Source organism: Ancylobacter radicis (assembly GCF_018449475.1).
GTDB lineage: Bacteria > Pseudomonadota > Alphaproteobacteria > Rhizobiales > Xanthobacteraceae > Ancylobacter > Ancylobacter radicis.
Genome location: NZ_JAHCQH010000020.1, coordinates 86497 through 111752 on the forward strand (window position 1 = coordinate 86497; position 25256 = coordinate 111752).

The 25256-nt window shown below is 67.3% G+C and carries 24 protein-coding genes; 12 read left to right on the forward strand and 12 right to left on the reverse strand.

The annotated features are described in order from the left end of the window. Positions 1–79: 79 nt before the first annotated feature. The 3 genes from KIP89_RS15125 to recQ all read right to left on the reverse strand — a co-directional run bounded on the left by KIP89_RS15125 (position 80) and on the right by recQ (position 3823). A complete protein-coding gene (locus KIP89_RS15125) occupies positions 80–1111 on the reverse strand; it encodes a YVTN family beta-propeller repeat protein (protein WP_213756417.1) in 1032 nt (343 codons plus the stop codon). A gap of 198 nt (positions 1112–1309) precedes the next feature. Beyond that, positions 1310–1855: an SRPBCC family protein gene (locus tag KIP89_RS15130; protein WP_213756418.1), complete on the reverse strand. Its 546-nt coding sequence runs from the start codon at positions 1853–1855 to the stop codon at positions 1310–1312. Positions 1856–1984: 129 nt separating this feature from the next. Further along, entirely contained in the window at positions 1985–3823 is a 1839-nt protein-coding gene (gene recQ, locus KIP89_RS15135) for a DNA helicase RecQ (protein ID WP_213756419.1), read from the reverse strand. A gap of 114 nt (positions 3824–3937) precedes the next feature. Here recQ and cbiB point away from each other — a divergent pair, with 114 nt between their 5' ends. Further along, a complete protein-coding gene (gene cbiB, locus KIP89_RS15140; RefSeq protein ID WP_213756420.1) occupies positions 3938–4912 on the forward strand; it encodes an adenosylcobinamide-phosphate synthase CbiB in 975 nt (324 codons plus the stop codon). A gap of 43 nt (positions 4913–4955) precedes the next feature. Here the strand turns inward: cbiB and KIP89_RS15145 are convergent, their stop codons facing one another. After that, positions 4956–5609, reverse strand: coding sequence for a TetR/AcrR family transcriptional regulator (locus KIP89_RS15145; RefSeq protein WP_213756421.1), 654 nt, complete (start codon positions 5607–5609; stop codon positions 4956–4958). Between the two features lie 244 nt (positions 5610–5853). On the opposite strand from KIP89_RS15145, the gene KIP89_RS15150 reads away from it, so the two are divergent. The 3 genes from KIP89_RS15150 to KIP89_RS15160 are packed head-to-tail and all read left to right on the forward strand — an operon-like array spanning position 5854 to position 10295. Continuing rightward, on the forward strand, positions 5854–8010 hold the full coding sequence (locus KIP89_RS15150) for a TonB-dependent siderophore receptor (protein ID WP_250152531.1): 2157 nt from the start codon (positions 5854–5856) through the stop codon (positions 8008–8010). After that, positions 8004–9155, forward strand: coding sequence for an ABC transporter substrate-binding protein (locus KIP89_RS15155; protein WP_213756422.1), 1152 nt, complete (start codon positions 8004–8006; stop codon positions 9153–9155). Before KIP89_RS15150 ends, KIP89_RS15155 begins: the two co-directional genes overlap by 7 nt. A gap of 3 nt (positions 9156–9158) precedes the next feature. After that, positions 9159–10295 carry a siderophore-interacting protein gene (locus tag KIP89_RS15160; protein ID WP_213756423.1) on the forward strand — a complete coding sequence of 379 codons (1137 nt, stop codon included), beginning with the start codon at positions 9159–9161 and terminating at the stop codon, positions 10293–10295. 81 nt (positions 10296–10376) lie between these two features. On the opposite strand, the gene KIP89_RS15165 is transcribed toward KIP89_RS15160, so the two are convergent. After that, positions 10377–10733, reverse strand: coding sequence for a winged helix-turn-helix transcriptional regulator (locus KIP89_RS15165; RefSeq protein WP_213756424.1), 357 nt, complete (start codon positions 10731–10733; stop codon positions 10377–10379). Positions 10734–10835: 102 nt separating this feature from the next. On the opposite strand from KIP89_RS15165, the gene KIP89_RS15170 reads away from it, so the two are divergent. Beyond that, positions 10836–11159 carry a nuclear transport factor 2 family protein gene (locus KIP89_RS15170; protein WP_213756425.1) on the forward strand — a complete coding sequence of 108 codons (324 nt, stop codon included), beginning with the start codon at positions 10836–10838 and terminating at the stop codon, positions 11157–11159. Continuing rightward, a complete protein-coding gene (locus KIP89_RS15175; protein WP_213756426.1) occupies positions 11159–11947 on the forward strand; it encodes an SDR family oxidoreductase in 789 nt (262 codons plus the stop codon). The genes KIP89_RS15170 and KIP89_RS15175 overlap by 1 nt, the downstream gene beginning before the upstream one ends. A 125-nt stretch (positions 11948–12072) precedes the next feature. On the opposite strand, the gene KIP89_RS15180 is transcribed toward KIP89_RS15175, so the two are convergent. Both KIP89_RS15180 and KIP89_RS15185 read right to left on the reverse strand, forming a co-directional pair. After that, positions 12073–12867: an alpha/beta fold hydrolase gene (locus KIP89_RS15180; RefSeq protein ID WP_213756427.1), complete on the reverse strand. Its 795-nt coding sequence runs from the start codon at positions 12865–12867 to the stop codon at positions 12073–12075. Between the two features lie 192 nt (positions 12868–13059). Continuing rightward, positions 13060–14298 (reverse strand): GAF domain-containing protein, encoded by a 1239-nt coding sequence (locus tag KIP89_RS15185; RefSeq protein WP_250152532.1) that lies wholly within the window; start codon positions 14296–14298, stop codon positions 13060–13062. Between KIP89_RS15185 and KIP89_RS15190 the strand changes: the two genes are divergently transcribed. Further along, on the forward strand, positions 14297–15913 hold the full coding sequence (locus KIP89_RS15190; protein ID WP_213756428.1) for a GMC family oxidoreductase: 1617 nt from the start codon (positions 14297–14299) through the stop codon (positions 15911–15913). The two genes, KIP89_RS15185 and KIP89_RS15190, sit on opposite strands and share 2 nt — an antisense overlap. 27 nt (positions 15914–15940) lie before the next feature. After that, positions 15941–16774 (forward strand): winged helix-turn-helix domain-containing protein, encoded by an 834-nt coding sequence (locus KIP89_RS15195; protein ID WP_250152533.1) that lies wholly within the window; start codon positions 15941–15943, stop codon positions 16772–16774. 24 nt (positions 16775–16798) lie between these two features. Here KIP89_RS15195 and KIP89_RS15200 read toward each other — a convergent pair whose 3' ends face one another. The 5 genes from KIP89_RS15200 to KIP89_RS15220 all read right to left on the reverse strand — a co-directional run bounded on the left by KIP89_RS15200 (position 16799) and on the right by KIP89_RS15220 (position 21702). Next, positions 16799–17209 (reverse strand): DoxX family protein, encoded by a 411-nt coding sequence (locus KIP89_RS15200; protein WP_213756429.1) that lies wholly within the window; start codon positions 17207–17209, stop codon positions 16799–16801. 77 nt (positions 17210–17286) lie between these two features. Then, a complete protein-coding gene (locus KIP89_RS15205; RefSeq protein WP_250152534.1) occupies positions 17287–18582 on the reverse strand; it encodes a cytochrome P450 in 1296 nt (431 codons plus the stop codon). Between the two features lie 136 nt (positions 18583–18718). Beyond that, complete coding sequence (locus tag KIP89_RS15210; RefSeq protein WP_213756430.1) at positions 18719–19636, reverse strand: SDR family oxidoreductase; 918 nt, start codon at positions 19634–19636, stop codon at positions 18719–18721. Positions 19637–19899: 263 nt separating this feature from the next. Next, the gene (locus tag KIP89_RS15215; protein ID WP_213756431.1) at positions 19900–20370 is read right to left on the reverse strand and encodes a DUF2147 domain-containing protein; all 471 of its coding nucleotides are present in this window, start codon (positions 20368–20370) and stop codon (positions 19900–19902) included. 399 nt (positions 20371–20769) lie between these two features. Next, entirely contained in the window at positions 20770–21702 is a 933-nt protein-coding gene (locus KIP89_RS15220; protein WP_213756432.1) for an AraC family transcriptional regulator, read from the reverse strand. 165 nt (positions 21703–21867) lie between these two features. Here KIP89_RS15220 and KIP89_RS15225 point away from each other — a divergent pair, with 165 nt between their 5' ends. The 4 genes from KIP89_RS15225 (at position 21868) to KIP89_RS15240 (ending at position 25255) form a co-directional block, all read left to right on the forward strand. Continuing rightward, a complete protein-coding gene (locus tag KIP89_RS15225) occupies positions 21868–23181 on the forward strand; it encodes an MFS transporter (protein WP_213756433.1) in 1314 nt (437 codons plus the stop codon). A gap of 274 nt (positions 23182–23455) precedes the next feature. Continuing rightward, on the forward strand, positions 23456–24040 hold the full coding sequence (locus KIP89_RS15230; RefSeq protein WP_213756618.1) for a class I SAM-dependent methyltransferase: 585 nt from the start codon (positions 23456–23458) through the stop codon (positions 24038–24040). Between the two features lie 349 nt (positions 24041–24389). Next, positions 24390–24737, forward strand: coding sequence for a hypothetical protein (locus KIP89_RS15235; RefSeq protein ID WP_213756434.1), 348 nt, complete (start codon positions 24390–24392; stop codon positions 24735–24737). Between the two features lie 65 nt (positions 24738–24802). Next, the gene (locus KIP89_RS15240) at positions 24803–25255 is read left to right on the forward strand and encodes a (2Fe-2S)-binding protein (protein WP_213756435.1); all 453 of its coding nucleotides are present in this window, start codon (positions 24803–24805) and stop codon (positions 25253–25255) included. The last annotated feature ends 1 nt before the right edge of the window (position 25256 follow it).

A 25256-nucleotide genomic window follows, 5' to 3' on the forward strand; every position in this document is an offset into this window, starting at 1 on the left:
ATGGGGTGCGGCGCCCGAAACCGTGAGTCCGTGTTCCGTGTGACATGCGGATGACCCGCGCATCATTCGCGCGTGGCCGTCAGGGATCGGTGCGCCGGATGAAGGCGCCGAAGGCGCGCGGGCCGTCCGCCACCTCGATGTCGGCGATCACCTTGAGGCTCGCGCTGTCGATGACGCTCAGCGTGTTGCTTTCCCAGTTCGCCACATAGACGCGCGTGCCGTCGCGGCTGGCGGCGATGCCCTCCGGGTAGTCGCCGACCGGGATGGCGGCGAGACGGGCGAGCGTTGCGGTGTCGAACACGGTGACGGTCGAGGCGTATTGGTCGGTGACGAAAGCGCGGCCTTGCGCCAGCGCCACCGCATAGGGCCGCTGGCCGACCTTCACCGTGCCGACGACCGTGCGGGCGGGAATGTCGATGATGCTGACATCGTCCGAGGCGACATTGGCGGTGTAGGCGCGCGTGCCCTCCGCGTCGATGGTGACGCCGAAGGGGCGGGCACCGACCTTCACCGTCGCCACGCGGGCGAGGCTGGCCGTGTCGATGAGGCTGACCTGATCGGAATCACGGTCGGCCGACAGAAGCAGCGCGCCATCGGGCGTTACCGCGAGGCCGGAGGGGGAATCGCCCACCGCGACCTCGCCGGTGATGGTGCCGCTCGCCGCATCGACCGCGACGATCTTGTGCCGGTACCAGTCCGCGACATAGGCCGGGCTGCCGGAGGGATGCACGGCGACGCCGAGCGGCCCGCCGCCGACATCCACGCGCCGTTCCACCGTGCGGGTGGCCGCGTCGATGATGGTCAGCGCCTTGCCGTCCGGCGAGGTGACGAAGGCGCGCCGGCCCGCCGGGTCGACCGCGATGCCCGCCGGCTTGCCGGGAATGGGCAGGCTGGCGACCACCTTGCCGGTCGGCAGATCGACGATGGAGAGCATTTCCGCCGGCTGCGAGGTGATGAAGGCCTCATCCGCGCGGGCGGGGGTGATGAGGAGGAGGGCGGCGCTGGCCAACAGCAGGACGAGAAGCCCTCTCCCTGAGGGAGAGGGGTGGGTGAGGGGATAGCCGGCCTTGGCGGCGGCGCGTTGGGTGCGTAAGCCGCTCCAACCCTGCATCCTTCGAGGCTCGCTGCGCTCGCACCTCAGGATGACGGTGCTTTTCATGACGACGTCATCCTGAGGTGCCGGCCAAAGGCCGGCCTCGAAGGAGGGGTGGCGGGGCGAGCCATGGGGGCAAAATTCCTGCCGTCTTCCCCCTCACCCCAGCCCTCTCCCCGCCGGGGAGAGGGAGCAAGGATCGGTGTGGCCACCGCCTCAGCTGCCGCCTTCGATCTTCTTCTTCAGCCCGTCCAGCCCGGCCTTGTAGAGCCCGGTGACGGCGTTGATGGCGGCCTGGTCGTCCAGCTCCGGCGGCGGGTCGTTATTGGGGTAGCCGCGATAGAAGGCGCCGCGCCATTCGACCTGCGACTTGGCACCGCCCTCAGTGGGGGTGACGACCAGCCAGGAGGAATAATTGGTGACCGGCAGCACCGCGACATCGACCTTGTCGATGCGGTACATGAGGGTCATCTTTTCCGGCTCGAGCTTCGCCACTTCCTCCTCGACGGTCGCGCCGTTCTTGAGGGTGAGCGTGCGCTTGGCGCCCGCCGCGTTGCCGCCCGTGCCCTCGGTCTTGGCGACCACGGGAATCCAGCCGCCATCCTGGAAATTGGAGACCACCGCCCAGACCTTCTCCGGCGGGGCGTTGATCTCGATCTTCTCGGAGACTTTCTGGCGGGTCGGGCCGTGCGCCTGCGCGCCAACGACCGTGACAGCAAGGGTAGCGGCGGCCACAGCGGCCGTAAGCAGTTTAAATTCCATCGTTTCCATCCCGGAGCTGGGTGCATTCCGAGCTTTTGGCGCCCGTTGCTGATCAGTCTAGGGGCGGATTCGGCGTTCGTGAACTCTTTTGCGCGTGGAAAACTTCCCGACGCGATTTCTATGAAAATCTTAAGAGAATTCTTTGAGGATCTTAAGAAACGCCGTGCCGAAGGCTTCCAGCTTGGCGGCGCCGACGCCGCGCACGGAGGCCAGTTCGGTGCGGCTGCGCGGATGCTCCACCGCCATCTCTTCCAGCGTCTTGTCGGCGAACACCACATAGGCCGGCACGCCGCGCTCGGCCGCCAGTTCGCGGCGCAGCGCCTTGAGCTTGCCGAGCAGGGCGCTCTCGGCCGGGGCGAGCTCGGTGCCGCTCTCGCCGCGGCCGGGCTTCTCGCGCCGGCGCTTGGCGGGCGCGCGCAGGGTGAAGGCGCGGGTGCCGCCGAGCACGGCGAGGCCCGTCTCGGTGAGCACCAGCGCACCGAAGCGGGCGGGATCGGCATGCAGCGCGCCGGTCGCCACCAGCTGGCGCAGCAGCGCCCGCCATTCGGTGGCCGGCTTGTCGGCGCCGGTTCCGAAATCGGCCAGCCGGTCATGGCCGCGCCCGCAGATCTGGTCGTTGCGCTGGCCGGTGACGAGGCTGGCAATATAGGCCGCGCCATAGCGTTCGCCGCTGGCCCGCACCAGCCGCAGCACCAGCTGCGCCTCGCGGCTCGCATCCACCACCTTGGGCGGATCGCGGCACACATCGCACGACCCGCAGGCCTTGGCGCGCTCGCCGAAATAGCCGAGCAGCACGGCGCGCCGGCAGGTCACCGCCTCGCAGAAGCCAACCATGGCGTCGAGCCGGCGGGCTTCCACCATCTTGCGCTCGGGCGGTGAGGGCTCCTCGTCGAGGAAGCGGCGGCGGGTGGCGATGTCGCCGGCGGAATAGAGCAGCAGCGCCTCGGAGGGCTGGCCGTCGCGCCCGGCGCGGCCGATCTCCTGATAATAGGCCTCCAGCGTGCCCGGCGAATCCGCGTGCAGCACATAGCGCACATCCGACTTGTCGATGCCCATGCCGAAGGCGACGGTGGCGACCATCACCACCCCGTCCTCGGCCAGGAACACTTCCTGATTGGCGGCCCGCGCCTCCGGGCTCATGCCGGCGTGATAGGGCAGCGCGCGGATGCCGACCGCCTGAAGCCGTTCGGCGGTCTCGTCCACCTTCTTGCGGGAGATGCGGTAGACAATGCCGGCCACGCCCTCGCGCGCCCGCACGAAGCTCTCGATCTGCCGGGCCGGGTCCTTCTTGTCCTCGACGCCGATGAAGATGTTCGGCCGGTCGAAGCCGGAGACGAAGACGCGGGCCTGCCCGCCGAACAGCCGCTCGACGATGTCGTCGCGGGTCGCCTTGTCGGCGGTGGCGGTGAGCGCGACCAGCGGGATCCTCGGGAACATCTCGCGCAGCTTGCCCAGCGCCAGATATTCGGCGCGGAAGGAATGGCCCCATTGCGAGATGCAATGCGCCTCGTCGATGGCGATGAGGCCGAGCGGCAGGCGGGAGAGGGCGGCCAGCATCCGCTCGGTGAGCAGCCGCTCGGGGGCGAGATAGAGCAGGTTGATCTCGCCCGCCGCCACCCGCCGCCAGATCGCGACATTGTCCTCGCGCGACTTGCCGGAATGGATCGCCTCGGCGGCGACGCCCTGAAGCTTGAGCGCGTTCACCTGGTCGTCCATCAGCGCGATCAGCGGCGAGACGACGAGGGAGAGCCCGCCGAAGACCAGCGCGGGGAGCTGGTAGCACAGCGACTTGCCGGCGCCGGTCGGCATCACCGCGAGCGTCGGCACGCCCGCCAGCACGGCATCCACAACATCCTGCTGGCCGGGACGGAAGCGGTCAAACCCGAACACCTCGGCGAGCCTCTGCCATTTGCCCGCTTCGATCGCGGGCGGCAGCAGGCCGATTCCGGGGTGGACGGGAATGTTCATCGCGCGCTTACCGTGCTCCGTTTCGCCCTTCGGCCCTTGATAGCGTCCGCGCGGGCGGAAATGGTGGGGCCGCGCGCGGGACGGATTCGCGGGCCGACCAGAGAATCACTCCCGATGGCCCTCGAACTCACCCTCGGTTTAACCCTCGTTGCGCTGCTGTTCGAGGCCGCATTGGGCTATCCGCGGATTTTGCTGGAGCGGATCGGCCATCCGGTGATGTGGGTGGGGCGGCTGATCAGCCTGCTCGACACCCATGTGAACCGCGACACGGACAGCCCGCTGGAGCGCAAATTCGCCGGCGTGGCGACGTTGCTGGTGCTGCTCGCGGTGGGGCTGACCGCCGGGGCGGCGGTGCAGAAACTGTTGCTGCTGCTGCCCATGGGCTTCTTCTATGCGGCCTTCGCCGGCTCCTCCTTGCTCGCCCAGCGCAGCCTGCACGAGCATGTGGCTGCCGTCGCCGAGGGGCTGGAGCGCAGCCTGCCCGAGGGGCGGCAGGCGGTGTCGATGATCGTCGGGCGCGACCCCGAGAAGCTGGACGAGGCGGGCGTGGCGCGCGCCGCGATCGAGAGTCTGGCGGAGAATTTCTCCGACGGCATCGTCGCCCCAACCTTCTGGATGGCGGTCGGCGGGCTCGCCGGGGCCTGCGCCTACAAGGCGGTGAACACCGCCGACAGCATGATCGGGCACAAGGATGCGCGGCACCTGTATTTCGGCTGGGCGGCGGCGCGGTTCGACGATCTGGTCAACCTGCCGGCCTCGCGCCTCGCCGGGCTGCTGCTGATCGCCGGCGCCGTGTTCGTGCCGGGCGCCTCGCCGCGCGCAGGCTGGCGGGCCATGCGGCGGGACGCGAAAAAGCACCGCTCGCCCAATGCCGGCTGGCCGGAGGCGGCGCTCGCCGGCGCGCTCGGCATCGCCATTGCCGGGCCGCGCTATTATGGCGGGGTTCTCTCCACCGATGGGGTGATGGGCGAGGGCGGGCGGCGCGACTGCACCGCCGCCGACATCCGCCGGGCGCTGGAACTTTACCGCGCGGCGGACGGGGTGATGGTGGCGGTGCTGTCCATGATGGTAATCGCGCTGGCGCTGTGAGGCCGTCAGCCGCGGCGGGCCCTCGCGGCCATGGCGCGCGTGTTCAGCCGTTCCCTCGCGCGCTCACGCCGCGCAGCAGCCATTCCCACGTCGTCGTGAAATGCGCCTCCAGCGCATCCGGGGTGGCATAGGCCGCGCCGCCGAGCATGGCGTCCGTGGTCGGGATCGACACCAGCGCATGGATGAGATGGGCGGCGAGGGCGTCGGTCCCCCCGGGGGACAGCGCGCCGGACGCCTGCGCGGCGGCGACGGCCTCGACCAGCCGCGCCATGAGCGGGTCCGGCTGCGCGAGAACCGGATTCGAGCGTTCGAACACCACCGCCTCGCTGAAGGTGATGCGCTTCAGAGAAACCAGGTCGGGTTCCATGTTGATGGCAAGGAACATCCGCAGCAACCGTTCGAGCCGCTCCAGCGGCTCCCCGTCAATCGCCGTCAGGTCCGGCACCTGGGCGAGGGCGCGCGCCCTCGCATGCTCGACCACCGCTTCGAACAGCGCCACCTTGGAGGGAAAGCGCCGGTAGATCGTATCCTTGCCCGCGCCGCAGAGCGTGGCGACCTGATCGATCGACGTGCCGGCAAAGCCCCGCGAGGCGAACAGGCGCGTCGCGGTCTCCAGGATGCGCTCCACCGGCTCCTGGGCCTTGCCGCGCGAGGGTCGCCCGCCACGAAGGGTTCGCCGCGCCACCGTCTCGATCATGCTCACCTCTGCCCGTATCCGCCATCCCAGCCGCACATGGCCATCCCGGCCCCGCTTGTCACGCCTGTCCCGCGTCCATAGCCGCAAATGCACTTGCGTCCAATTCTAATCTGTTGATTATAAGTCGAAATAAACTGGACGGAACCGTCCCGTTTATATATCTGCGCCTCATCGACAACCGACAGATCGAACACCCGGTGGCGCCGCTCGCCGCGCCGGGCCCGGTCTTTCCCACGAGGGCACGATGGTCCAGCGCAACTTGTTCCGGCATGCCGTTTCCATCGGCGCGCTGCTCGCCGCCATGAACGCCGTCATGAACGCCGCCGCGGCCCAGCAGGCGCCCGTCGCGCTTGATACCGTCACCGTGGAGGAAGCGGCGAGCGGGGATGGCGACACGCTGCTGCAGACGCGCAACGCGACCGCGACCGGGACCAACACGCCGGTGCTTGAGACGCCTCTGTCCGTGACCAGCGTGACCCGCCGCCAGATGGATGAGCAGAACCCGCAGACGGTAAGCGAGGCCCTGCGCTACACGGCCGGCGTGCTGTCGGATCGTGACACCAATGCGCGCTACGACTCCATCTTCATCCGCGGCTTTGGCTCGTTCGGAACGGCCACCAACTATGTGAGCTTCCTCGACGGGCTGCAGCTGCCGCGCGGTCAGGCTTTCGCCCAGACCTCGATCGATCCGTTCCTGCTGGAGCGGGTCGATGTGCTGAAGGGTCCGGCCGCGCTGCTTTATGGCGCGGTCAGCCCCGGCGGCATCGTCAACCAGATCAGCCGCTCGCCCACGATCGAGCCGCATGGCGAGGCCTTCGTGCAGGGCGGCACCTATGACCGCATCCAGGCCGGCCTCGCCTCCAGCGGCGCGATCACCAAGGACGGTACCTGGCAATACAGCTTCAGTCTGGTCGGCCGGGATTCCGGCACCCAATATGAGGGCGTCGACGAGCAGCGTTTCGCCATCGCGCCGATCGTGAAGTGGCAGCCCACCGCCGACACCTCGCTGACGCTGCGCAGCTATTATCAGAAGGACCCGGACGGCGGCTATTTCAACTCGCTCTACCCGAGCGAACTCGCCCCGGCCGCCTACAAATCCTATCTCGACCGTGACCTCAATGTCGGCGATCCGGACTTCGACTCGTTCTCACGCGAGCAATATGGCATCGGCTACGCCTTCGAGCACCGCTTCGATGACATGGTGAGCTTCAAGTCGAGCCTGCGTTACTCGCATGTCGACGTCGATTTCCAGTCGCTGCAGATGTTCGGCCCGATCAGCGCCGATGGTCTCATTCCCCGCATCGCGGTGCAGTCGATCGAAGCGGTCGGCGGCATTGCCTCCGACAACCATTTGCAGTTCGATTTCGCGACCGGCGCCGTCCAGCACACGGCACTGCTCGGCGTCGACTATGAGAACACGTCGAGCAGCTGGCAGTACCTGATGGGTGCGGCCACGCCGCTCAATGTGGTGAACCCGCAATATGGCCAGCCGGTCGGGGCGCTGAGCACGGTCATCAATAGCGACCAATCGCTCTGGCAGACCGGCATCTACGCGCAGGACCAGATCAGCTTCGGCCAGTTCCGGGCGCTGCTCGGCATCCGGCACGACTGGATGCATGAGGATTCGGACAATCTGCTCGCCAATACGAGCTCCGAGCAGGACAGCGAGGCCACGAGCTACCGTGCCGGCCTGCTCTACCTCTTCGACAATGGCCTCGCGCCCTATGTCAGCTACGCCACCTCCTTCGAGCCGGTGACCGGGGTCGACATTACCGGCACACCCTTTGTGCCCTCCACCGCCGAGCAATATGAGATCGGCCTCAAGTACCAGCCCGAGGGCGTGGATGCCCTTTTCACCGTCGCCGCCTTCGATATCCGCCAGCAGAATGTGCTGACGCAGGATGTGCTGACGGGGTTCAACGTCCAGCAGGGCGAGGTCCGCTCGCGCGGTCTCGAATTCGAGGCGCGGGGCAATGTCACCCGCAACCTCGAACTGATCGCCGCCGTGACCTTCCTTGACACGGAAATCACCGAGTCGACCGTCGCCGCCGATGTCGGCAAGCGTCCCCAGGCGGTGCCGGACTATTTCAGCTCCTTCTGGGCGAGCTACACCTTCGACACGGGGGCGCTCAACGGCCTCATGGTGGCCGGCGGCGTGCGTATCGTCGGCCCGAGCTATGCCGACAGCGCCAACACGCTGGAGTTCGACGGCTACACGCTGGTCGACGCGGCGCTGAGCTATGACCTCAGCATGCTCAATAAGAGCCTGAAGGGGCTTAAGGCGACGCTGAACGTGACCAATCTCATGGACACCGAGTATTATTCGAGCTGCAGTTCCTCCTATTACTGCCAGTTCGGCAATGGCCGGCTGGTGCTGGCGGGCCTGCGCTACACATGGTAGCGCCCGGCGCGCTCGACCGGCGCGGCTTCTGCGGCGCGCTCGTGATTGGCGGCTGGCTCGGCGCCCTTCCGGGGCCCACGCGCGCGGCCGGCGACGCCCCCATCATGCTCACGGATATGGCCGGCCGCCCGGTCCGCCTGAGCGCGCCGCCGACGCGGATCATCCTGCTGGAAGCGCGGGATATTCTAACCATGGCGGCGCTTCACCCCGATCCCGCCGGGCTCGTGGTGGGATGGGCCGCAGCCGAGCGCATCGACAGCCCGCAGCTTCAGCAGCGGCTGCAGGGACGTCACGCCATCGCGCCGGTCGGCCGCCTCACGGCGGATACCATCTCGCGCGAGCAGATCGCCAGCCTATCGCCGGACCTCGTGGTGACGAACTATGTCATGACGCCCGAGGGGCCCGCCGACCCGTTGGTCGAGTGGCTGGAGAGCAACCGCATTCCCGTCGTCTTCAGCGACGCGTCCAGCAATGCCGACGATCCGCCGGCACCGCAGGACCCGCTGGCCCTGCCCAAAAGCCAGCTGCGCCTTTGGGGGCAGCTCCTTGGCGCGGGCGCGCAGGCCGAGGCCTATATCGCCTTCATGGACGCGCATCTGCGCGATCTGCGGGAGCGCCTCGACGGTGCCGCGCCGGTGACCACCTATCTTGAGATCCAGTCGACCGGTGATGATTGCTGCTGGGCGGCGGGACGCCGCATCTGGGGCGACCTGCTCGCCATGGCCGGCGGCCGGCCCCTGCCGGCGGTCACCGCGCCCTGGTTCCAGAAGCTGCCGCTGGAATATCTCATCGCCACGCCGCATGAGGTGTACATCGCCTCGGGCGGCGGCTGGGCGGCGGGCGGTCGCCCGCCCATCGGCCCCGGCCTCGATCCGGTGGCCGCACGCACGGCGCTGGCGGCGCTTACCCGGCGTACCGGCTTCGACCAGATGGCCAGCGTGCGGGAGGACCGCGTCCATGCCATCTGGACCGGCCTGATCGCGGCGGCGCCGCTCAACATCCTGTTCATCGAGCTGGTCGCCACATGGCTTCACCCGGAGCGGTGCGCCGGCCTTGATCCGGCGCGGACGCTGACCGAGATCAACCGCTTCATGGCAGTGCCGATCGATGGTCCGCTCTGGGTCTCTTTGAGGGAAGGAGACTAACGCATGGAGAGGCCCCCGCAGCCGCGCCCCTACCGTGCGACGACCCATGTGAGCTTTCCGCGGCTTGATCGGTTTCTCGACCCGATCCTGACCTCGATCGCCACCCATGACATGACGGTCAGTCCGGCACAGGACGCGGCTTCAGGCGAGGCTTACGAGGTGGCGAGCCCGTTCGGGCGCGCGCGGCTGGAGATACGCCCCGGGCAGCTTCGGCTAAGCGTCGAGACGGTGGAAGATCACGCTCTCAACCGCATCAAGCATGCACTGGTCGGGGCCATCAGCTTCATTGCCGCGAGTGAGCGGCTCGACATTGTCTGGACCGGTGACGAGGTGGGGCCTGCGCTGCCGGCCGATCTGCGGGTTCTGCGCGTCGCGCGCGTTCAGCCCCTGACGCCGCGCATGAAGCGCGTGGTCTTCCATGGCGAGGATCTCGCGCGCTATGACCGCCCGGACCAGCTTCATTGCCGCCTCATCTTCCAGCCGAAGCCGGCAAAAGCGCTGCAATGGCCGGTGCTGGATGATCGCGGCCATGTCGTCTGGCCCGACGGGCAGAAACTACCGACGCGGGTCTATACCATCCGCCACATCGACGCCGCCGCCGGCGAGCTCACCGTCGATTTCGCCCTGCATGAACGACCGGGACCGGCCACGCGCTGGGCGATGGCGGCCGAGCCGGGCGACATTGTCGGCATTCTCGGGCCGGCGGCCAATGGCGCGAAGCCGGCGCGGTTCTATGTTCTCGCCGGCGACGAAACCGGCCTGCCCGCCATTGCGCGGCTGCTCGAACAGATGGAGCCGACCGCGTGTGGCGTCGCCTTCATCGAGGTGGACACTCCCGCCGACGAAGTGCCCCTGATGCGTCCCGCCAGCGTTGACCTGCGCTGGTTGCACCGGGGCGGCGCGCCGGCCGGGACGACCTCTCTGCTGCCCGACGCGATCCGCTCCGTGAGCTGGCCGGAGGACCTCTCCCGTGCCTTCTTCTGGGGAGGGTGCGAGCACAAGGCATTCCGGCAGATCCACCGCCATCTGCGCCATGAGGTCGGACTCCCGGCGGAGCGCCAGACGCTCTACTCCCATTGGAACCGCACCCTCAGCGAAGACGACATCATCGCCATCGGCGCCGAGGCCTATCTGCCATGACGGGTCGCCGGTCCGTTGCTGCCATTGCATCGGGGCCGCCTCCCATTTCGCGGGAAGCCCCGACCCGTTGCGACTGACTCATCACCCGGCCTCGCGCGGCGCGAAGGGGGCGGGAGCGGCCTCCGCCCAGAGCAGCAGGGCGTCGAGCGCGGGGCACAAAGCCTGGCCCCATTGCGTGAGGTGATATTCCACCCGTGGGGGAACCTCGTGGTGGACGATGCGGGCGACCACGCCATCCTTCTCCAGCTGCCGCAATTGCTGGATCAGCATCTTCTGCGAAATCCCGTCAATCGAACGTTCAAGTTCGGAGAAGCGTCGCACCTTGCCGCCGAACAGCTGGAAAAGGATGGCCAGCTTCCAGCGGCCCTCCAGCACACGCAGAATATCCTGCACGCCTTCGGCCGCCAGGGCCGGCGTATAGGCAGGGCGCTTACTCATGGGTGGGTACCTTACTTTTTCGTAGGTTCTTGTCCTTTCGTTATTTTGGCTCCAGCTACTGCGCGGTCAAGCCACCCACGCCACATCCATGGAGAAGGGCTTATGGTTCTGCTTCCCGTGCCTCTGCGCGACTATTTCGAGGCCAACGCATCCTTCGATCAGGAGCGCATGTTGGCGAGCTTTTCCGGCGACGCCGTCGTGCATGATGAGCGGCGCAGCCATCGCGGCAGTGCGGCCATTCGCGACTGGATCGCGGAGGCGACACTCGCCAATCAGGCGATTGCCGTGCCCTTCGCCTTCCGCATGGAGGAGGGACGGTATGTGGTGGAGGCGACCGTCTCGGGTGCCTTTGCCGGCAGTCCGGTCCGTCTCTCCTTCCATTTCCGGCTTGCCGACGACAAGATCGTCGAACTGGAGATCGGCTGATGGCGCGGCTCGATCCCGAGGAATTCGCCGGCAGCAATGTCGTGGTGACGGGTGGGACGAAAGGCGCGGGGGCGGCGGCCTTCCAGCGTTTCCTGGCGGGTGGGGCGAGGGTCATGACCGCCGCCCGCTCGGCGCGGCCCGACTTCGTGCCACCAGCGTCTTTCGTCCAGGCGGACCTCAGCTCGGTCGAGGGTGTGCGCGCCTTCGCCGGGGAGATTACCGCGCGGCTGGGCACGGTCGACATCATCGCCCATGTGCTCGGCGGTTCGGCATCGCCCTCGGGTGGCTTTGCCGCGCTGGAAGAGGAGCACTGGAGCGCGGAGCTCAATCTCAACCTGATGAGCGCGGTGCGCCTCGACCGCCTCCTGCTGCCCCACATGCTGGCCCGCGGGAGAGGATCCATCGTCCATACGGCCTCCATCCAGCGCAAGCTGCCGCTGCCGGAATCCACCACGGCCTATGCGGCGGCCAAGGCGGCGCTCGTCGCCTACAGCAAGTCGCTGTCGAAGGAAGTTGGTCCCAAGGGCGTGCGCGTCAATGTGGTGTCGCCCGGCTGGATCTATACCGAGGCGGCCGAGGCGCTGGTGAAGCGGATCGCCGCCGGATCGGGCGGCAGCGAAGAGGCCGCCCGCCAGAGCATCCTTGACGCGCTTGGCGGAATCCCGATCGGCCGACCGGCCCGGCCGGACGAGGTCGCGGAACTGATCGCCTTCGTCGCCTCGGACCGCGCGTCGGCGATCCATGGTTCCGAGCTGACCATCGATGGCGGCACCGTCCCGACGCTGTAAAGCGGCTGGGCCACGTGGCCGGCGCTCACGCCGGATCGGCACGAGGTTTCTCAATACGGAGCGCCGGCGGAACCGAAAGGTCGCGCCGGCGCTGCTGTGCTCGCGGGTGGAAGCGGGCCTCGGGGTTACTGCACGGCGGCGCTGGCACTCTTCGCGGCCTCGTCGATCACGTCGGCGACGACCTTGGGCTGGGTCATGAAGACGGCGTGGCTGGCGGGCACGTCGGTGACCTTCGCGCCGATGCGCTTGGCCATGTGCTGGAGCATCTTCTGATCGAAGGCCTTGTCGTCGGTGGCGATCACCGCCCAGCTCGGCTTGCTGCGCCAGGCCGCCTGGGTCAGCTTGGTACCGAAGGACGACATGGCGATCGGCACCTGCGAGTCGCGCATGAAGGCGGCGTCGGCGCCGCTCGCATCGGCGGCAAAGCCGGCCTTGAAGTTCTCCGGCTTCACATAGCCGAAGCCGTCCTGACCGATGTCGAGAACGAATTCCGGCGGCGTGACGAAGCCTTCATATTGCTGGGCGGTGTTCTCACCGGCATCGGGCGAGAGGGCGGAGACATAGACGAGGCCGGCCACCTTGGGGTCGACGCCCGCTTCGGTGATGACGGTGCCGCCCCAGCTATGGCCGACGAGGATTGCCGGCCCATTCTGTCGGGCGAGGGCGCGCTTGGTGGCGGCGACGTCATCGGCGAGGGAGGTGAGGGGGTTCTGCACGATGGTGACGGTATAGCCGCGCTGCGTCAGGTTCTCGTAAACGCCGCGCCAGCCCGAGCCATCGGCAAAGGCGCCGTGCACCAGCACGACATTGCGGACGGACTGGGCAGCCGGGATCGGGCCGGCCGGCTGGGCGAGGGCGGCGGAGGACAGGCTGGCCGCGGCAACCACGGTGGCGAGGAGGTTCGTCGTCTTCGTGTTCATCGGCTCTCTCCATCTAATGGCGATAACTGTTATCGCGATATGTGATGGATAGGCCGTCGAATGCCTGGCTGTCAATCATTATTTATCGCGATATCATTTTTCGCGCGGCGAGGGGTGGGTGGCTCATCCCCGGCCCCATCCCGCGCCGGAGATCGGAGATGTCGCTGGCGGAGGGCGGCGCGCCCTCCGCGCTCAGGGTCGGGCGCGATCCTTGGCGCGCTGCATCTCGCGCAGTTTGCGGTCCATCTTGCGCAGCCGCACCTCGTCGGAAGCCAGGGCGGCCAGCGCCTCGATGGTGCGCGCCTCGCGCTCGTCGAGCGTGCGGGGCTTCTGGTCGATGACGCAGAGCGAGCCGACCACAAAGCCCTCATCGTCGTGTACCGGGGCGCCGGCATAGAAGCGGAACCCCGGTTCGCCGCGCACGGCGGGATTGTCGGCGAAACGCGAATCCCGGGAGAGGTCCGGGACGGAGAAGACCTGCCGTTGCAGGATGGTGTGATTGCAGAACGCCCAGCTTCGGGGGGTCTCGGGCAGGTCGAGTCCGATCCGCGACTTGAACCACTGCCGCGTCGGGGTCAGCAGGGTCATCAGGGCGATCGGCGTATCAAGGCTCTGCGCGGCCAGCCAGGTCAGCCGGTCGAAAGCCTCTTCGGGCGGGGAGTCCAGCAGGCCGGTGCGTTCGAGCGCGACCAGCCGCTGCCGCTCATTCAGGGCGATCGGGTAGGGCAGCCCGTCCTGTTCGAGAATGGGTTCCTCATCGCCCCCGATCCATTTGCGCAGGGCCGCCATGGCTTCGCCCGGACTGGCGACCCGCATGACGCGCGCGGGCAGTTCCCATGAAAGGGCGGACGGGCGTCCCACCGCCAGAAGGCGGCTTTGCGCCAATGCGGGGTTCTCCGCCAGACTCTCGATCAGCGGCTTCAGCTCCGCGACCGCGTCTTCAAGGTCCACGATGATGGCGTGCGGCTTCATCGCTCCGATCGACACGAGCGCCGCCAGAATGTCGTCGAACATCTCCGCCGTGCATTCCGGCATCTGCCCGGCAAGCTCGCGATACTGCGCCAGCCGCACGGCCGCGGCGATGATGACGACGGTGGACGATGTCGGGGCGGGTGCGCTTCGGCCCCCGCTCTCGATCAGCGCCATCACATCCGCCCGATAAACGCGCCGATGGCCGCCGGGCGTCTTCCAGGACGGGATCGTCCCGCCTTCGATGAGCAACTGCGCGGTGCGGACGGAGACGCCGAGGAGCTTGGCGGTGTCGGCAGTGGTGAGGATGTCCTTCTCGGCGTTGATCATGCTCGCATCCTTTCCGTTCGCACGCCCGAATTGCTGCCTAGCGCAAAAACACACCAAAATCACGAAAAAGCGTATTTGATAAATTTGATAGATTTGATATTCAGCGCCTTCCCTTAATGGAGGCAGCAGCATGAGCAGCATCGAGAACGGCGAGGAACTGGAGTTCGCCATCCGCGCGGCAGCGAACCAGGCGCGACTGAAGGCGGGTTTGCGGGGGCATTACGATGTCATCGTGTGTGGCGCCGGCGCCTCGGGCTCGGTCGTCGCCCGTCGGCTGGCGGAGAACCCGGACGTGCAGGTTCTCCTTGTCGAGGCGGGCGGAAGCGATGAGGCGGAAACGGTCCTCGACCCGGCGCAGTGGCCGCTCAATCTCGGCAGCGAGCGCGATTGGGGCTTCATGGCCACCCCCAATCCTCATCTCGACGGCAGGGCCCTGCCGATGTCGATGGGAAAGGGCCTTGGCGGCGGCTCCAGCATCAATGTGATGGTGTGGGCGCGCGGTCACCGCAGTGACTGGGACTTCTATGCGTCGGAGAGCGGCGATCCCGCCTGGGGCTATGACTCCGTGCTGGACATCTACCGCAGCATCGAAAACTGGCAGGGCTCACCGGACCCGGCCTACCGGGGCCGTTCCGGCCCTGTCTGGGTTCAGCCGTCGCGCGATCCCAGCCCCATCGCGCTGGCCATGCTGGATGCGGCCGAGGAGATCGGCATCCCGACCTTCGATCATCCCAATGGCGCGATGATGGAAGGGCCGGGCGGCGCGGCCCTCACCGACACGCTGGTGCGCGACGGACGGCGCCAGTCGCTGTTCCGCGCCTATGTCCATCCCTGGATGGACCGGCCGAACCTCACCGTTCTCACGGGGACGACGGTTCGGCGGGTGATCTTCGAAGGCCGGCGTGCGGTGGGCGTCGAGATCGTCCATGAGGGGCGCATCTCCACGGTCCGCGCCACCCTCGAAGTGGTTCTGTCGCTCGGTGCGATCCACACGCCGAAGTTGCTGATGCATTCGGGCATCGGCGACCGCGAGGAACTGGGGCGCGTCGGAATCCCCGTCCTCCAGCATCTGCCGGGTGTCGGCGGCAATCTTCAGGATCACGTGGCGTTCTGCTGCATCTGGGAATATCGCGAGCCTGTCGCGCCCCGCAACACCGGTAATGAGGCGACGCTCTACTGGAAATCGCGACCGGAGCTTGAGGCGCCCGATCTGCTGTTCTGCCAGGTGGAATTCCCGGTGCCGAGCGAAAGAACCGCCGCGCGGGGCGCTCCCTCTCATGGCTGGACAATGTTCGCGGGCCTCGCGCGACCGGCCAGTCGCGGCCAACTGCGCCTGACCGGCGCGGACCCTGCCTCGGAGATGGTGGTCGACGCCAACATGATGTCGGCTCCGGCGGATATGGAGTCGGCGCTGGCCTGCATCGAGCTGTGCCGCGAACTCGGCAATGCCAGGGCCTTTGCGCCTCTCGTTGCCCGCGAGTCGCTGCCGGGCCCGCTGGCCGGCGACGCCATGAAGCAGTTCGTGCGCGAATCGGCGGTGACCTACTGGCATCAGAGCTGCACCGCCAAGATGGGGCGCGACGAGCGGTCGGTCGTCGATGCCTCGCTCAAGGTCTATGGCGTCGAGGGGCTTCGGATCGCCGATGCCTCCATCATGCCGCGGGTGGCAACCGGCAACACGCAGGCCCCCTGTGCCGTGATCGGCGAGCAGGCGGCGCGGATCATCCGGCGCGCGCATCGCATCTGAGCCGTCGCGGCAGGGCTGTCCGTTCCCATGACGGTCCTGCCGCCAGCTCCGGTGCCAAGCCCCATCGTCAAGCCGTGGAAACCTCCCGTGCATCCTTCGAGAGCTGCTGAAACGACGACGACCATCATGCCGCCTGCCGGGCCGGCCATCCCGATACGGGCGTTGATCGTGACCGATGATCGCGATCTACGCGGGCGTATCGCCGATCACTTCGGCGAGAACCTTTGCCATGCCGTCGGCACCAGCCGGATGCCGGCCGTCGCCCGTCTTCAGACGGACCAGCTCAACCTCATCGTGCTGGACATGCAGCTTGAGCCCCTGGGAGGCTTTGACGAACTCCGCCGGCTGCGCGCCGTGTCGGACATTCCGGTGATCCTGATGGCGCACAAGCCGCGCGACCCCTATGACAGCGTCATCGGGCTGGAGCTCGGCGCCGACGATGTGCTCTTTGCGCCGCTCAATCCCCGGGAGCTACTGGCGCGGGCGCGCGCCATTATGCGTCGGCAGGGCCGGCCCCATGGCGCCGCGGCCCAACTCAAGCGCGGCGGCTATCGCTTCATGGGATGGGAACTGCTCCGCCGCACCCGGACCCTGAAGAACCCCATGGGGCGGCTCGTCAAACTCAGCAAGAGTGAGTATGCGCTGCTGACCGCCTTTCTGGACGCGCCGCGCCGGCCGCTCTCCCGCGTTCACCTCATGCGCGCCACGCGCCAGCACGAGGACATTTTCGATCGCAGCATCGATGTCCAGGTGCTCAGATTGCGCCGAAAGCTCCAGCCATTGCCGGCGGCACCGCAACTGATCAGGACCGAGCGAGGGGTCGGCTATGTCTTCGACGCCGATGTCGAGCCGTTGTTCTGAATTGGCTCAGCGCCTCGGTCGCGGCTACGCGCGGGGCTTATGCGCCGACAGGACCGCAATGCCGAGCAGGCCGCCGATGAGACCGACATGCTCGGTTGCCGTATGAAAGGCGATGGTACGAAACGGCTCCTCGCTCATGGTCCAGAAATGATGGACCAGCGGGATCGTCAGCGCGGTGAACATGCCAAGCGCGCCCGCGCCGAGCCACACGTGGCGGCCGGTGATGACGAGCAGCGAGCCGCCGAGTTGCACCGCCACCGTGGCAATGTTGAACGCGACGGCCGGCTCCAGCCCGAAATGGGCCATCTCCGCGACGCCGCCGGTGAAGTCGATGAGCTTTGACAGGCCGCTCGCCCAGAACGGGAAGGTCAATGCGATCCGTGCCAGCACTGTTGCCGCGGGCCGGCGCAGGATCGTTGTCATCGCGGTGTTCATGCTGGTTTCCAGTGGTGAGCGACGCCATCTCACCCAGTGAGATGGCGGTGTGGATGCGGTGACGGAAAGGCTGCGATTCAGCGGGCGGACCGCTCGGGAATCCGCACCATCAGCTCGGTGTAGCCGTGAATGAAGGTCGAGAAGCTCCGCGCGGGGGGCTGCACCACCTCGATGCGCGGGAACCGCTTCATTATCTCTTCCCAGAGGATCCGCAGTTGCAGATCGGCGAGGCGGGCGCCGATGCAGCGATGGATGCCGGCGCCAAAGGCGAGATGACGCCGTGCATTTGGCCGGTCCAGAACGAACCGCTCGCTTTGCTCGAAGACCTCTTCGTCGCGGTTCCCGGACAGATACCAGAGGACGACCTTGTCTCCCTTGGCGATGTCGGCGCCGCCGAGCGAGACATTGCGCATCGCCGTTCGGCGCATATGGGCGATCGGGGTCTGCCAGCGCAGGACTTCCGGGGTGAGGTTCACCAGCAAAGCGGGGTTGGCGTCGAGCTTCCGGCGCTCCTGCGGAAACTGGTCGAACGCCAGCACGCTGCCGCTGATGCTGTTGCGCGTCGTGTCATTGCCGCCGACGATCAGCAGCACGATGTTGCCCTGAAGTTCCGCGGGAGACATGCCGCGCGTCTCCGGGTTGGACGCCAGCATGTAGATGAGATCCTGCCCGGCGGGCGCGCTCAGGCGCTCGTGCCAGATCATGTCGAAGGTGGCGAAACACTCCTGCATCACGCGCAGCTTGTCCGCCATGGTCGGGAAGGCGGGGGAGCCGGGCAGGGCGACCGCCGCCTCGGACCAGCGGATGAGATCCCGCGATCTCGGTTGGGGAAAGCCCAGCAGCAAGGCGAGCGTGCGCGCCGTCAGCTCGACGGAGACGCGATCGACCCAGTTGAAGTCTTCGCCGATCGGCAGGGCGTCCAGCACCTCCACGGTCCATTGCCGCAGCTGCCCGCTCATCTGCGCCACGCGTTCGGGCGAGAAGGCGGGCGCGACGGCCTTGCGCTGCTCGGTGTGGCGCGGCGGGTCCATGGCGATGAAGGAGGGCCGGAACTGCGGCTCGTCGGGATGCGAGGTGATGGTGATGCCGCCATTGAAATGGTCGGAGGAGAAGGTCTGCGGATCAAGCTCGATCGCCTCGATGTCGCCATGCCGCGTAACCGACCAGTAGGAACCGAACAGCCCGTCAGCGCAGTAGTGAACCGGCGCCTCGCGGCGAAGCCGCTCGAAATAGCGGCCGACGACTCCGGCCTGAAAGAGACCCGGCTGGGCCACATCGATGCGCTCAAGGGGGAGTTTTGAGACGTCGTCATGCGCGCTCTCAACAGAGCCGCTCATCGCGTGAGTCAGGGCCGGAGTCTTGGCGTGGGTCATGGGATTTCCTCATGGATCGAGGCTCCCAATTGCCGGGACGTGCGCTACCGCATCATTGCGCCAGCCGCCGAATGGCTACAGATGTCGTCCGCCGGTGCCGCGCGGGAGCCCCCCTCGGCCATGCCTCGATGCGGAGCTACCCGAACCGCAGCCGGGTCAATTCCTCGGACGTCTCCCAGAGCCGGGCCGCCACCGCGCCATCCAGCGCCTGCTTCGGGGGTGGCTCCTCGGTGGGGTGGCCGCGCGTTCCCCGCAGCCGGTCGGGACCATAATGGGCGCCGTCCCGCGCCGCAGGGGCCGTGGCGGCGAACAGCGTGGGCAGCGCGCCCTGTGCCGCGGGCTGGAAAAGTAACCGAAACACGCGGCGCAGGAAGTAGATCGTGCGGGTAGGCCCGCCGGGGGTGTTGTACAGGAGATCCGTGCGCGAGAGGCCGGGATGCGCCGCCAGACTCTGCACGCCCCATCCCGCGGCCGTGCTGCGCCGGCTCAACTCGAACGCGAACATGATGCAGGCCAGCTTGGACTGGGCATAGGCGGGAAACGGCGTGTAGCGGCGCTCTGACTGTAGATCGTCGAAATGGATCGCGCCTCCGCGCGCGGCGATGCTGCCCACGGTCACAACGCGCGGCGCCTGTCCGTTCTTCAGCAGCGGCAATAACTGCCCGGTGAGGGCGAAATGACTGAGATAGTTGGTGCCGAACTGAAGCTCGAAACCGTCCTGGGTCAGGCGGCGCTGCGGCGGGGTCATCACACCGGCATTGTTGATCAGCAGATCGAGGCTGTCCTGTTCTCCCGCCAGCCGCGCGGCGAAGGCGGCGACCGAGGCGAGGCTGGCAAGGTCAACCTCACCGAACCGCACCTGCGCGCCGGGAATGGCGTGCCGGATCGCGGCCACGGCGGCGGCCCCCTTCTTCGGATTGCGCCCGGCGATGACCACGCTGGCTCCGGCGCGGGCCAAAGCCAGCGCGTCCTCATAGCCCAGCCCCCCTGTGCCGGTGACGACGGCGGAGCGGCCATGTTGCGAGGGAATATTGGCGGTGGTCCATCGAGTCATTGTCGTTCCTTGCTGTTCGGAAGGGCCGGCGATGGATTTGTTCGCCTCGGCCCGGCGCATCCCGCTAGGGTGCCTGCGGCGCGGGAAACCGCCATGCCGGAACGCGCAGAAAACATGCCTATTCCTCCAAATGGTTTGGAGGGGGCGCGTGGCGACTGCCAGGCGTTGCTTCCCCGGCTATGGCTTCCCGGAAGCATGATGCGCTCGTCATGGAGGTGCATCCCGCTGCGCGCGACGTCGTGTTGGCGCTGCTGGGCACAGCCTCACGGCACGCGGCGAAAGACGATGCTCTGGCCGAGCAGGGGGGTGCCCATATAGGCGCGGACTTCCATCTTCTCGCCCACCAGTTCAGCCTGGGCCGACATGGTGCGGCCGGTGGCGCCGCTGTAGAAGTTCCCGCCTTCCCAGCGGCGATCCCGCTCGTCCCATGTGAGATCGGTGACGAAGACGATGCCTTCCAGCGAACGGCCGCGCAGCGCCGGATCCGGATTGAGGGTATCCTTCTTGAAGGTCTTGCCGTCGGCTTCGACCACAAGCTTTCCGTAGATCATCCGGGCGGCATAGCTTCCGCCGGCATCGAACATTTCCAGCTTGATGTTGCCGTTCTCGGCTTCCCAGACGCCGACGATCTGGTCCGGCGAGGAAGCCTGGGCAAGCGCCTGGCTGGAAGGGAGCGCGGTTATCGCGGCCGCGAGGCTGGCGGCCAGCAGGGAGCCCATGACGGAGTTGCGCATTGTCGGTTCCTATCGAATGAGGAGATGCGGGCGACCGACGCTCGGCGCCGTGTCGCCTCAGCCTGGTGATGGCCGCTGCTTCCGTGTCCCGGCCGCCGGAAGCGTGGCCACGGACCCGGTCCGGGGCGTCTCTCCTCGGTGAGAGGCTGGCCCGCGGCAGGTCGGTCATCGAGGGTGGACGTTACGCGCCGACGGGGCGAAGGCGAATGCCGAAACGCGCAAAGAATTTGCCTGATCCTCCAATCCTCGGGGGAGGCAGGGAGGTCGGCGGAGCCGTCGCGCCGCTCTGCGGAAGCCGCGCGCGGCCCCGAACGAAAACGCCCCGCCGTCAGGCCGGTCACGGCTGACGACGGGGCGCGGGCGTTGCGGCGACTCGCGAAGGGCGGCGTCGGGTGCGCCTCAGGCGCTCTGGGCGGTGGGCAGATCGCGCCCCGTCAGCGACCGGTAAAGGCGATGCTGGTTCATGACGTCCCGCTTGGGGGCGACGCCGAACATGCGGGAATATTCGCGGCTGAACTGGGACGCGCTCTCATAGCCGACCTTGTAGGAGGCGTCCGCCACGCTGGCGGCGTTCGCCACCATCAGGCGCCGCGCCTCCAGCAGGCGCAGCTGCTTCTGGTATTGCAGCGGCGTCATCGAGGTCAGCGCCTTGAAATGCTGGTGGAAGGAGGACGGGCTCATGCGTGCGGCCTCCGCGAGCTGCTCCACGCGCATGGGCTGGGCGATGTTGTCGCGCAGGAGATGAATCGCCTTGGCCACGCGCTCGGTCGCCGATGCGGGCAGGGACAGCTTGCAGATCTCGGCGCCGTGCGGCCCGCTCAGCAGCCAGTAGCAGATATCGCGCATGACGGAGGGATAAAGGATGGGGATCGCCTTCGGGCTGTCGGACAGTCTCACGAGGCGGTGGATGCACTCGGCGAGAGGCTCGTCGATCTGGGCCACGAAGATGCAGGGGCCGCCACTGGCCGGCGCCGTCGGCGGTTCGTCCAGATGCTCGACCATGTCACGAATGACCGCGACATCCAGGTCGATCGTGAGGCCGACAAAAGGCTCGTCGGCACTGGCCTCGATGATCCGGCCGGAGCCCGGCATCTCGATGCTCACCACCAGACATTCCATAGGGCCGTAATTGAGCGTGTCGCTGCCGAAGAGAATTTGCTTGGCGCCCTGCAGCACCACGCAGAGCGAGGGCTGATAGATCTTGCGGTGGGGCATCACTTCCTGAAAGGAGCGGATGATGTTGACCCCGGCCATCGGGGTCTGGAACAGGCCCTGCCCGCCGCCCTTGCTCTCGATATACGCAGTGACGGCCTCAAAAAGCGATGACGGCACAGACGCCTCCGGTTCGTTGCGTGTCCTGCGCACCCTGCCTCGCTCGGCGGGAGGGATATGGGCGCTTGCAGGAATAGGCAGATTTATTGACGTTTCGGGCATTCTGATCATTGGACACTCCTTCTAGCCTATTGGTGCGACCCAAAGCTGAGGAGCCTGCCTAGGATGACGGAAACGGCCGCGAGATCAATAGATGGGCTGAAGGATATCCCTTATCCATCCGCCACATCCGGTAGCGAATACGTGAGCGGATGGCGGGTAAGCGTTACACTTCTGACGCTTTTTCTCGTGAGTTCGATCTCGCAGGTCGATCGCATTCTGCCCTTCATTATGGCTGAGGCGATTAAACTCGACCTCTCTCTGAGTGATACCGAGGTCGGCTTGCTGACCGGCGTGCCGTTCGCGGTCTGCTACACGCTGCTGTCACTGCCGCTGGCACGCGCCGCGGATCGGGGCTCGCCGCGTTTTGTCCTTGTCGCCTGTATCCTGGCGTGGAGCGCGATGACGGCGTTTGGCGGCATGGCCGCGAGTTTCCTGATGCTGGCCTTTACCCGGTTCGGTGTCGCCGCCGGCGAGGCGGGTGCGTTCCCCGCCGGTCATGCAATCATCGCCCGCAAGATCCGGCCGGAGCGCCGCGGCATGGCGATCGGCCTCTTCGCCATGGGCATGCCGATGGGCGCCATGATGGGCTTCGCGGCCGGCGGCGCGGTCGCCGACACGCTGGGCTGGCGGGTCGCGCTGATCGGTGCGGGGGCCATTGGCGGGCTTATCGCCCTGTTCGCGCTGGTGGTCATCGGCCCGATGGCGCCGCTCCGACAGGCCGCCTCCGGCGAATCCTTTCTGCGCTCAAGCGCGCGGCTGCTGGCGGCGCCGGCCTTTCGCTGGCTGTTCGTCGGCGCGATCGCGGTCGGCTTCGCCTCGGCACCGTTCTATGCCTTCGCCGGGCCGTTCCTTATCCGAGTTCACGGGTTTACCGCCAGCGAGGCTGGATTGGCCTTCGGGCTGCTGCAAGGGCTGATGGGCATTTTCGGCACCCTGATCGGCGGGCGCATGTTCGACCGCGCGGTCCAGTCCGGCACCGGCCGGGTGCTGGGTCCGCCCGCCATCCTGTTCCTCATCGCCAGCGTGACGACCACCGCCGCACTGTTCGCGCCGGCCGGCTGGGTGTCCGTTGCCCTCCTGGTGCCAGGCATGCTGTCCTTCGCCTTCATGCTGCCCTGGGCCTTCGGAGCCGGACATCTCGTGGCGGGCCGGGGCAATGAGGCGCAGGCCACCAGCCTCATGATGGTGGGCTCCGGCCTCCTGGGTCCCGCTCTGGGGCCTCTCATGGTCGGCATGATCAGCGATGCGGCGACCGGCGCACAGATCCCCAACGGCCTTGCGCTTGGCTTGCTGACGGTTCCGGTCGCGAGTGTCCTGACCGCCATTGCCATGTTGATCGCCAATCAACGCATAGCGGCCTCGTTCGCGCGCCGCTGAACGACCCCTCCGATCCCCTCTGGCCGTGAATGTCGGGGCTGGACATGAGTTCCCTCGACTCACGTCCCGCGCCGGACGCAGATCGGATCAGGAAACACCGCCCCTGTTTCCGCTGATCCGATGGGTCGCCAAACGCCTGAGGCGCTGGTGACTCCGCGGCCATCGAAGGCAACCCGCGCCGCAACGCGTGCCTTCGGTGGCCGCCCCCAGACGTGCCGTGCCCCGCGCGGCTTCCCCTCCCTCTCCGAGAACCTTTCCCATGAACACGCAGCATATGGCCGAGACCTTCGGCTTCTTCCAGGCATGGCTGAAAGCTCCGTTACGCGTGGCCGCCGTGGCCCCGTCGGGACGAGCACTGGCCCGCCTCATCACCCGCGAGATTTCGCGCGACACCGGGCCGGTGATCGAACTGGGGCCGGGTACCGGCGCGTTCACCCGCGCCCTGATTGCGCGTGGCGTCCGGCCGAAGGACCTCGCCCTGATCGAATTCGGATCGGAGTTCGCCGTTGCGCTCCAGGCCCGCTATCCCACGGCGCGGACCCTCTGGATGGATGCCGCCCGGCTCAGAACCGTCGAGCTGTTCGACGGCCAGCCCGCCGGCGCCGTGGTCAGCGGGCTTCCCCTCCTGACCATCCCACCGCGCAAGGTGATGGCGATCCTGATAGGTGCGTTCGGCAAGATGCGGCCGGACGGCGCCTTCTACCAGTTCACCTACGGCCCACGCTGCCCGGTTTCACCGCGCGTGCTCGACCATCTCGGCCTCGAGGCCGAACGCATCGGCTGGGCGCTGGCCAATTTTCCTCCTGCGGCAGTCTACCGGCTCCGCCGGAGCGGTGGGGAACGTGACCCCAGCCTGTAGGCGCGCCATCGCGCCGGACAAGGATCGGCGAGGCGAAGCACCATGTGCCGCCGCACGCTCGCTCCCGCCTCTGCAAGTCTCCTTGTGCTCCATAAGTCCCCTTGTGCTCCAACTCCTCCTTGGCGGTTCTGCCGCGCGGCCGGGTTCGGGTGCCACACGGAAGAGTGTAACAGTTCGTACGCGCCGGCCTCTTCGCGACAGGTCACGACAAAGTCGCCCTTTCGCTGCGCAAACTGAGCGACAAACGCCCGCTAACGTTCCCCCAGACCAGACGAGGAGGTGCGGTTCCACATCCGCCACGCCTCCAAATGCGCGCCGCATCCTCGCGGTGCCTGTCGGAAGGAACGTCATGAACAGGAATATCCAAGACCAGCATCCCGACTACGTGCTGCGACGGCTCGACGGAAGAAGCAGTCTCAGCAAGACCCTGCTCGTGGAAGGCGTGCTCTGTGCGGTGGCCATCGGCCTGCTCGTGCTGGTGCCGGCCATGGCCTCCGACCCGTCGTCGGCCACGCCGTCCACCGTCGTCGCGACGCATCGTGTGTGCACGCCTTCCTTCATCCTGGAGGAGTTTGACGAAGCAATGCCGTCGGGGACGGCCGGTGCCTGGAGCGTACCGCCGCCGGCCTGCGCCACGTCGGCGCCTCACACGCTGATCGTGCGAGGGAACACGCAGCCAACCGGTTCCTTCGAATGAACACCGGCCCGGCCAGCAGCCATCACACCGATCTGGAATGCCTTTAGCCCGGAGAGGGAAGGACCATGACCGCGTTCACGATCAACGGGCGGGCCGTCAAGGTTGCCGCCGAACCCGACACGCCTCTTTTGTGGGTCATCAGAGACCAGCTCAAGCTCACCGGCACGAAGTTTGGTTGCGGCATCGCGTTGTGCGGCGCCTGCACAGTCCATCTCGATGGCGAGCCCGTGCGCTCCTGCCAGACGCAGCTACAGGACGTGACCGGGCGGCAGGTGACGACGATCGAGGGCCTTTCCCCGGATTCCAGTCACCCCCTTCAGAAGGCCTGGATCGGCGAACAGGCGCCGCAATGCGGCTACTGCCAGTCCGGCCAGATCATGCAGGCGGCCGCGCTGCTGGCGAGCAACCCGCACCCCAGCCGCGAGCAGATCGTCGAACACATGGACGGCAATCTGTGCCGCTGCGGAACCTATGACCGGATCATCCGCGCCATCGAACGCGCCGCGCAGGAGAACTGAA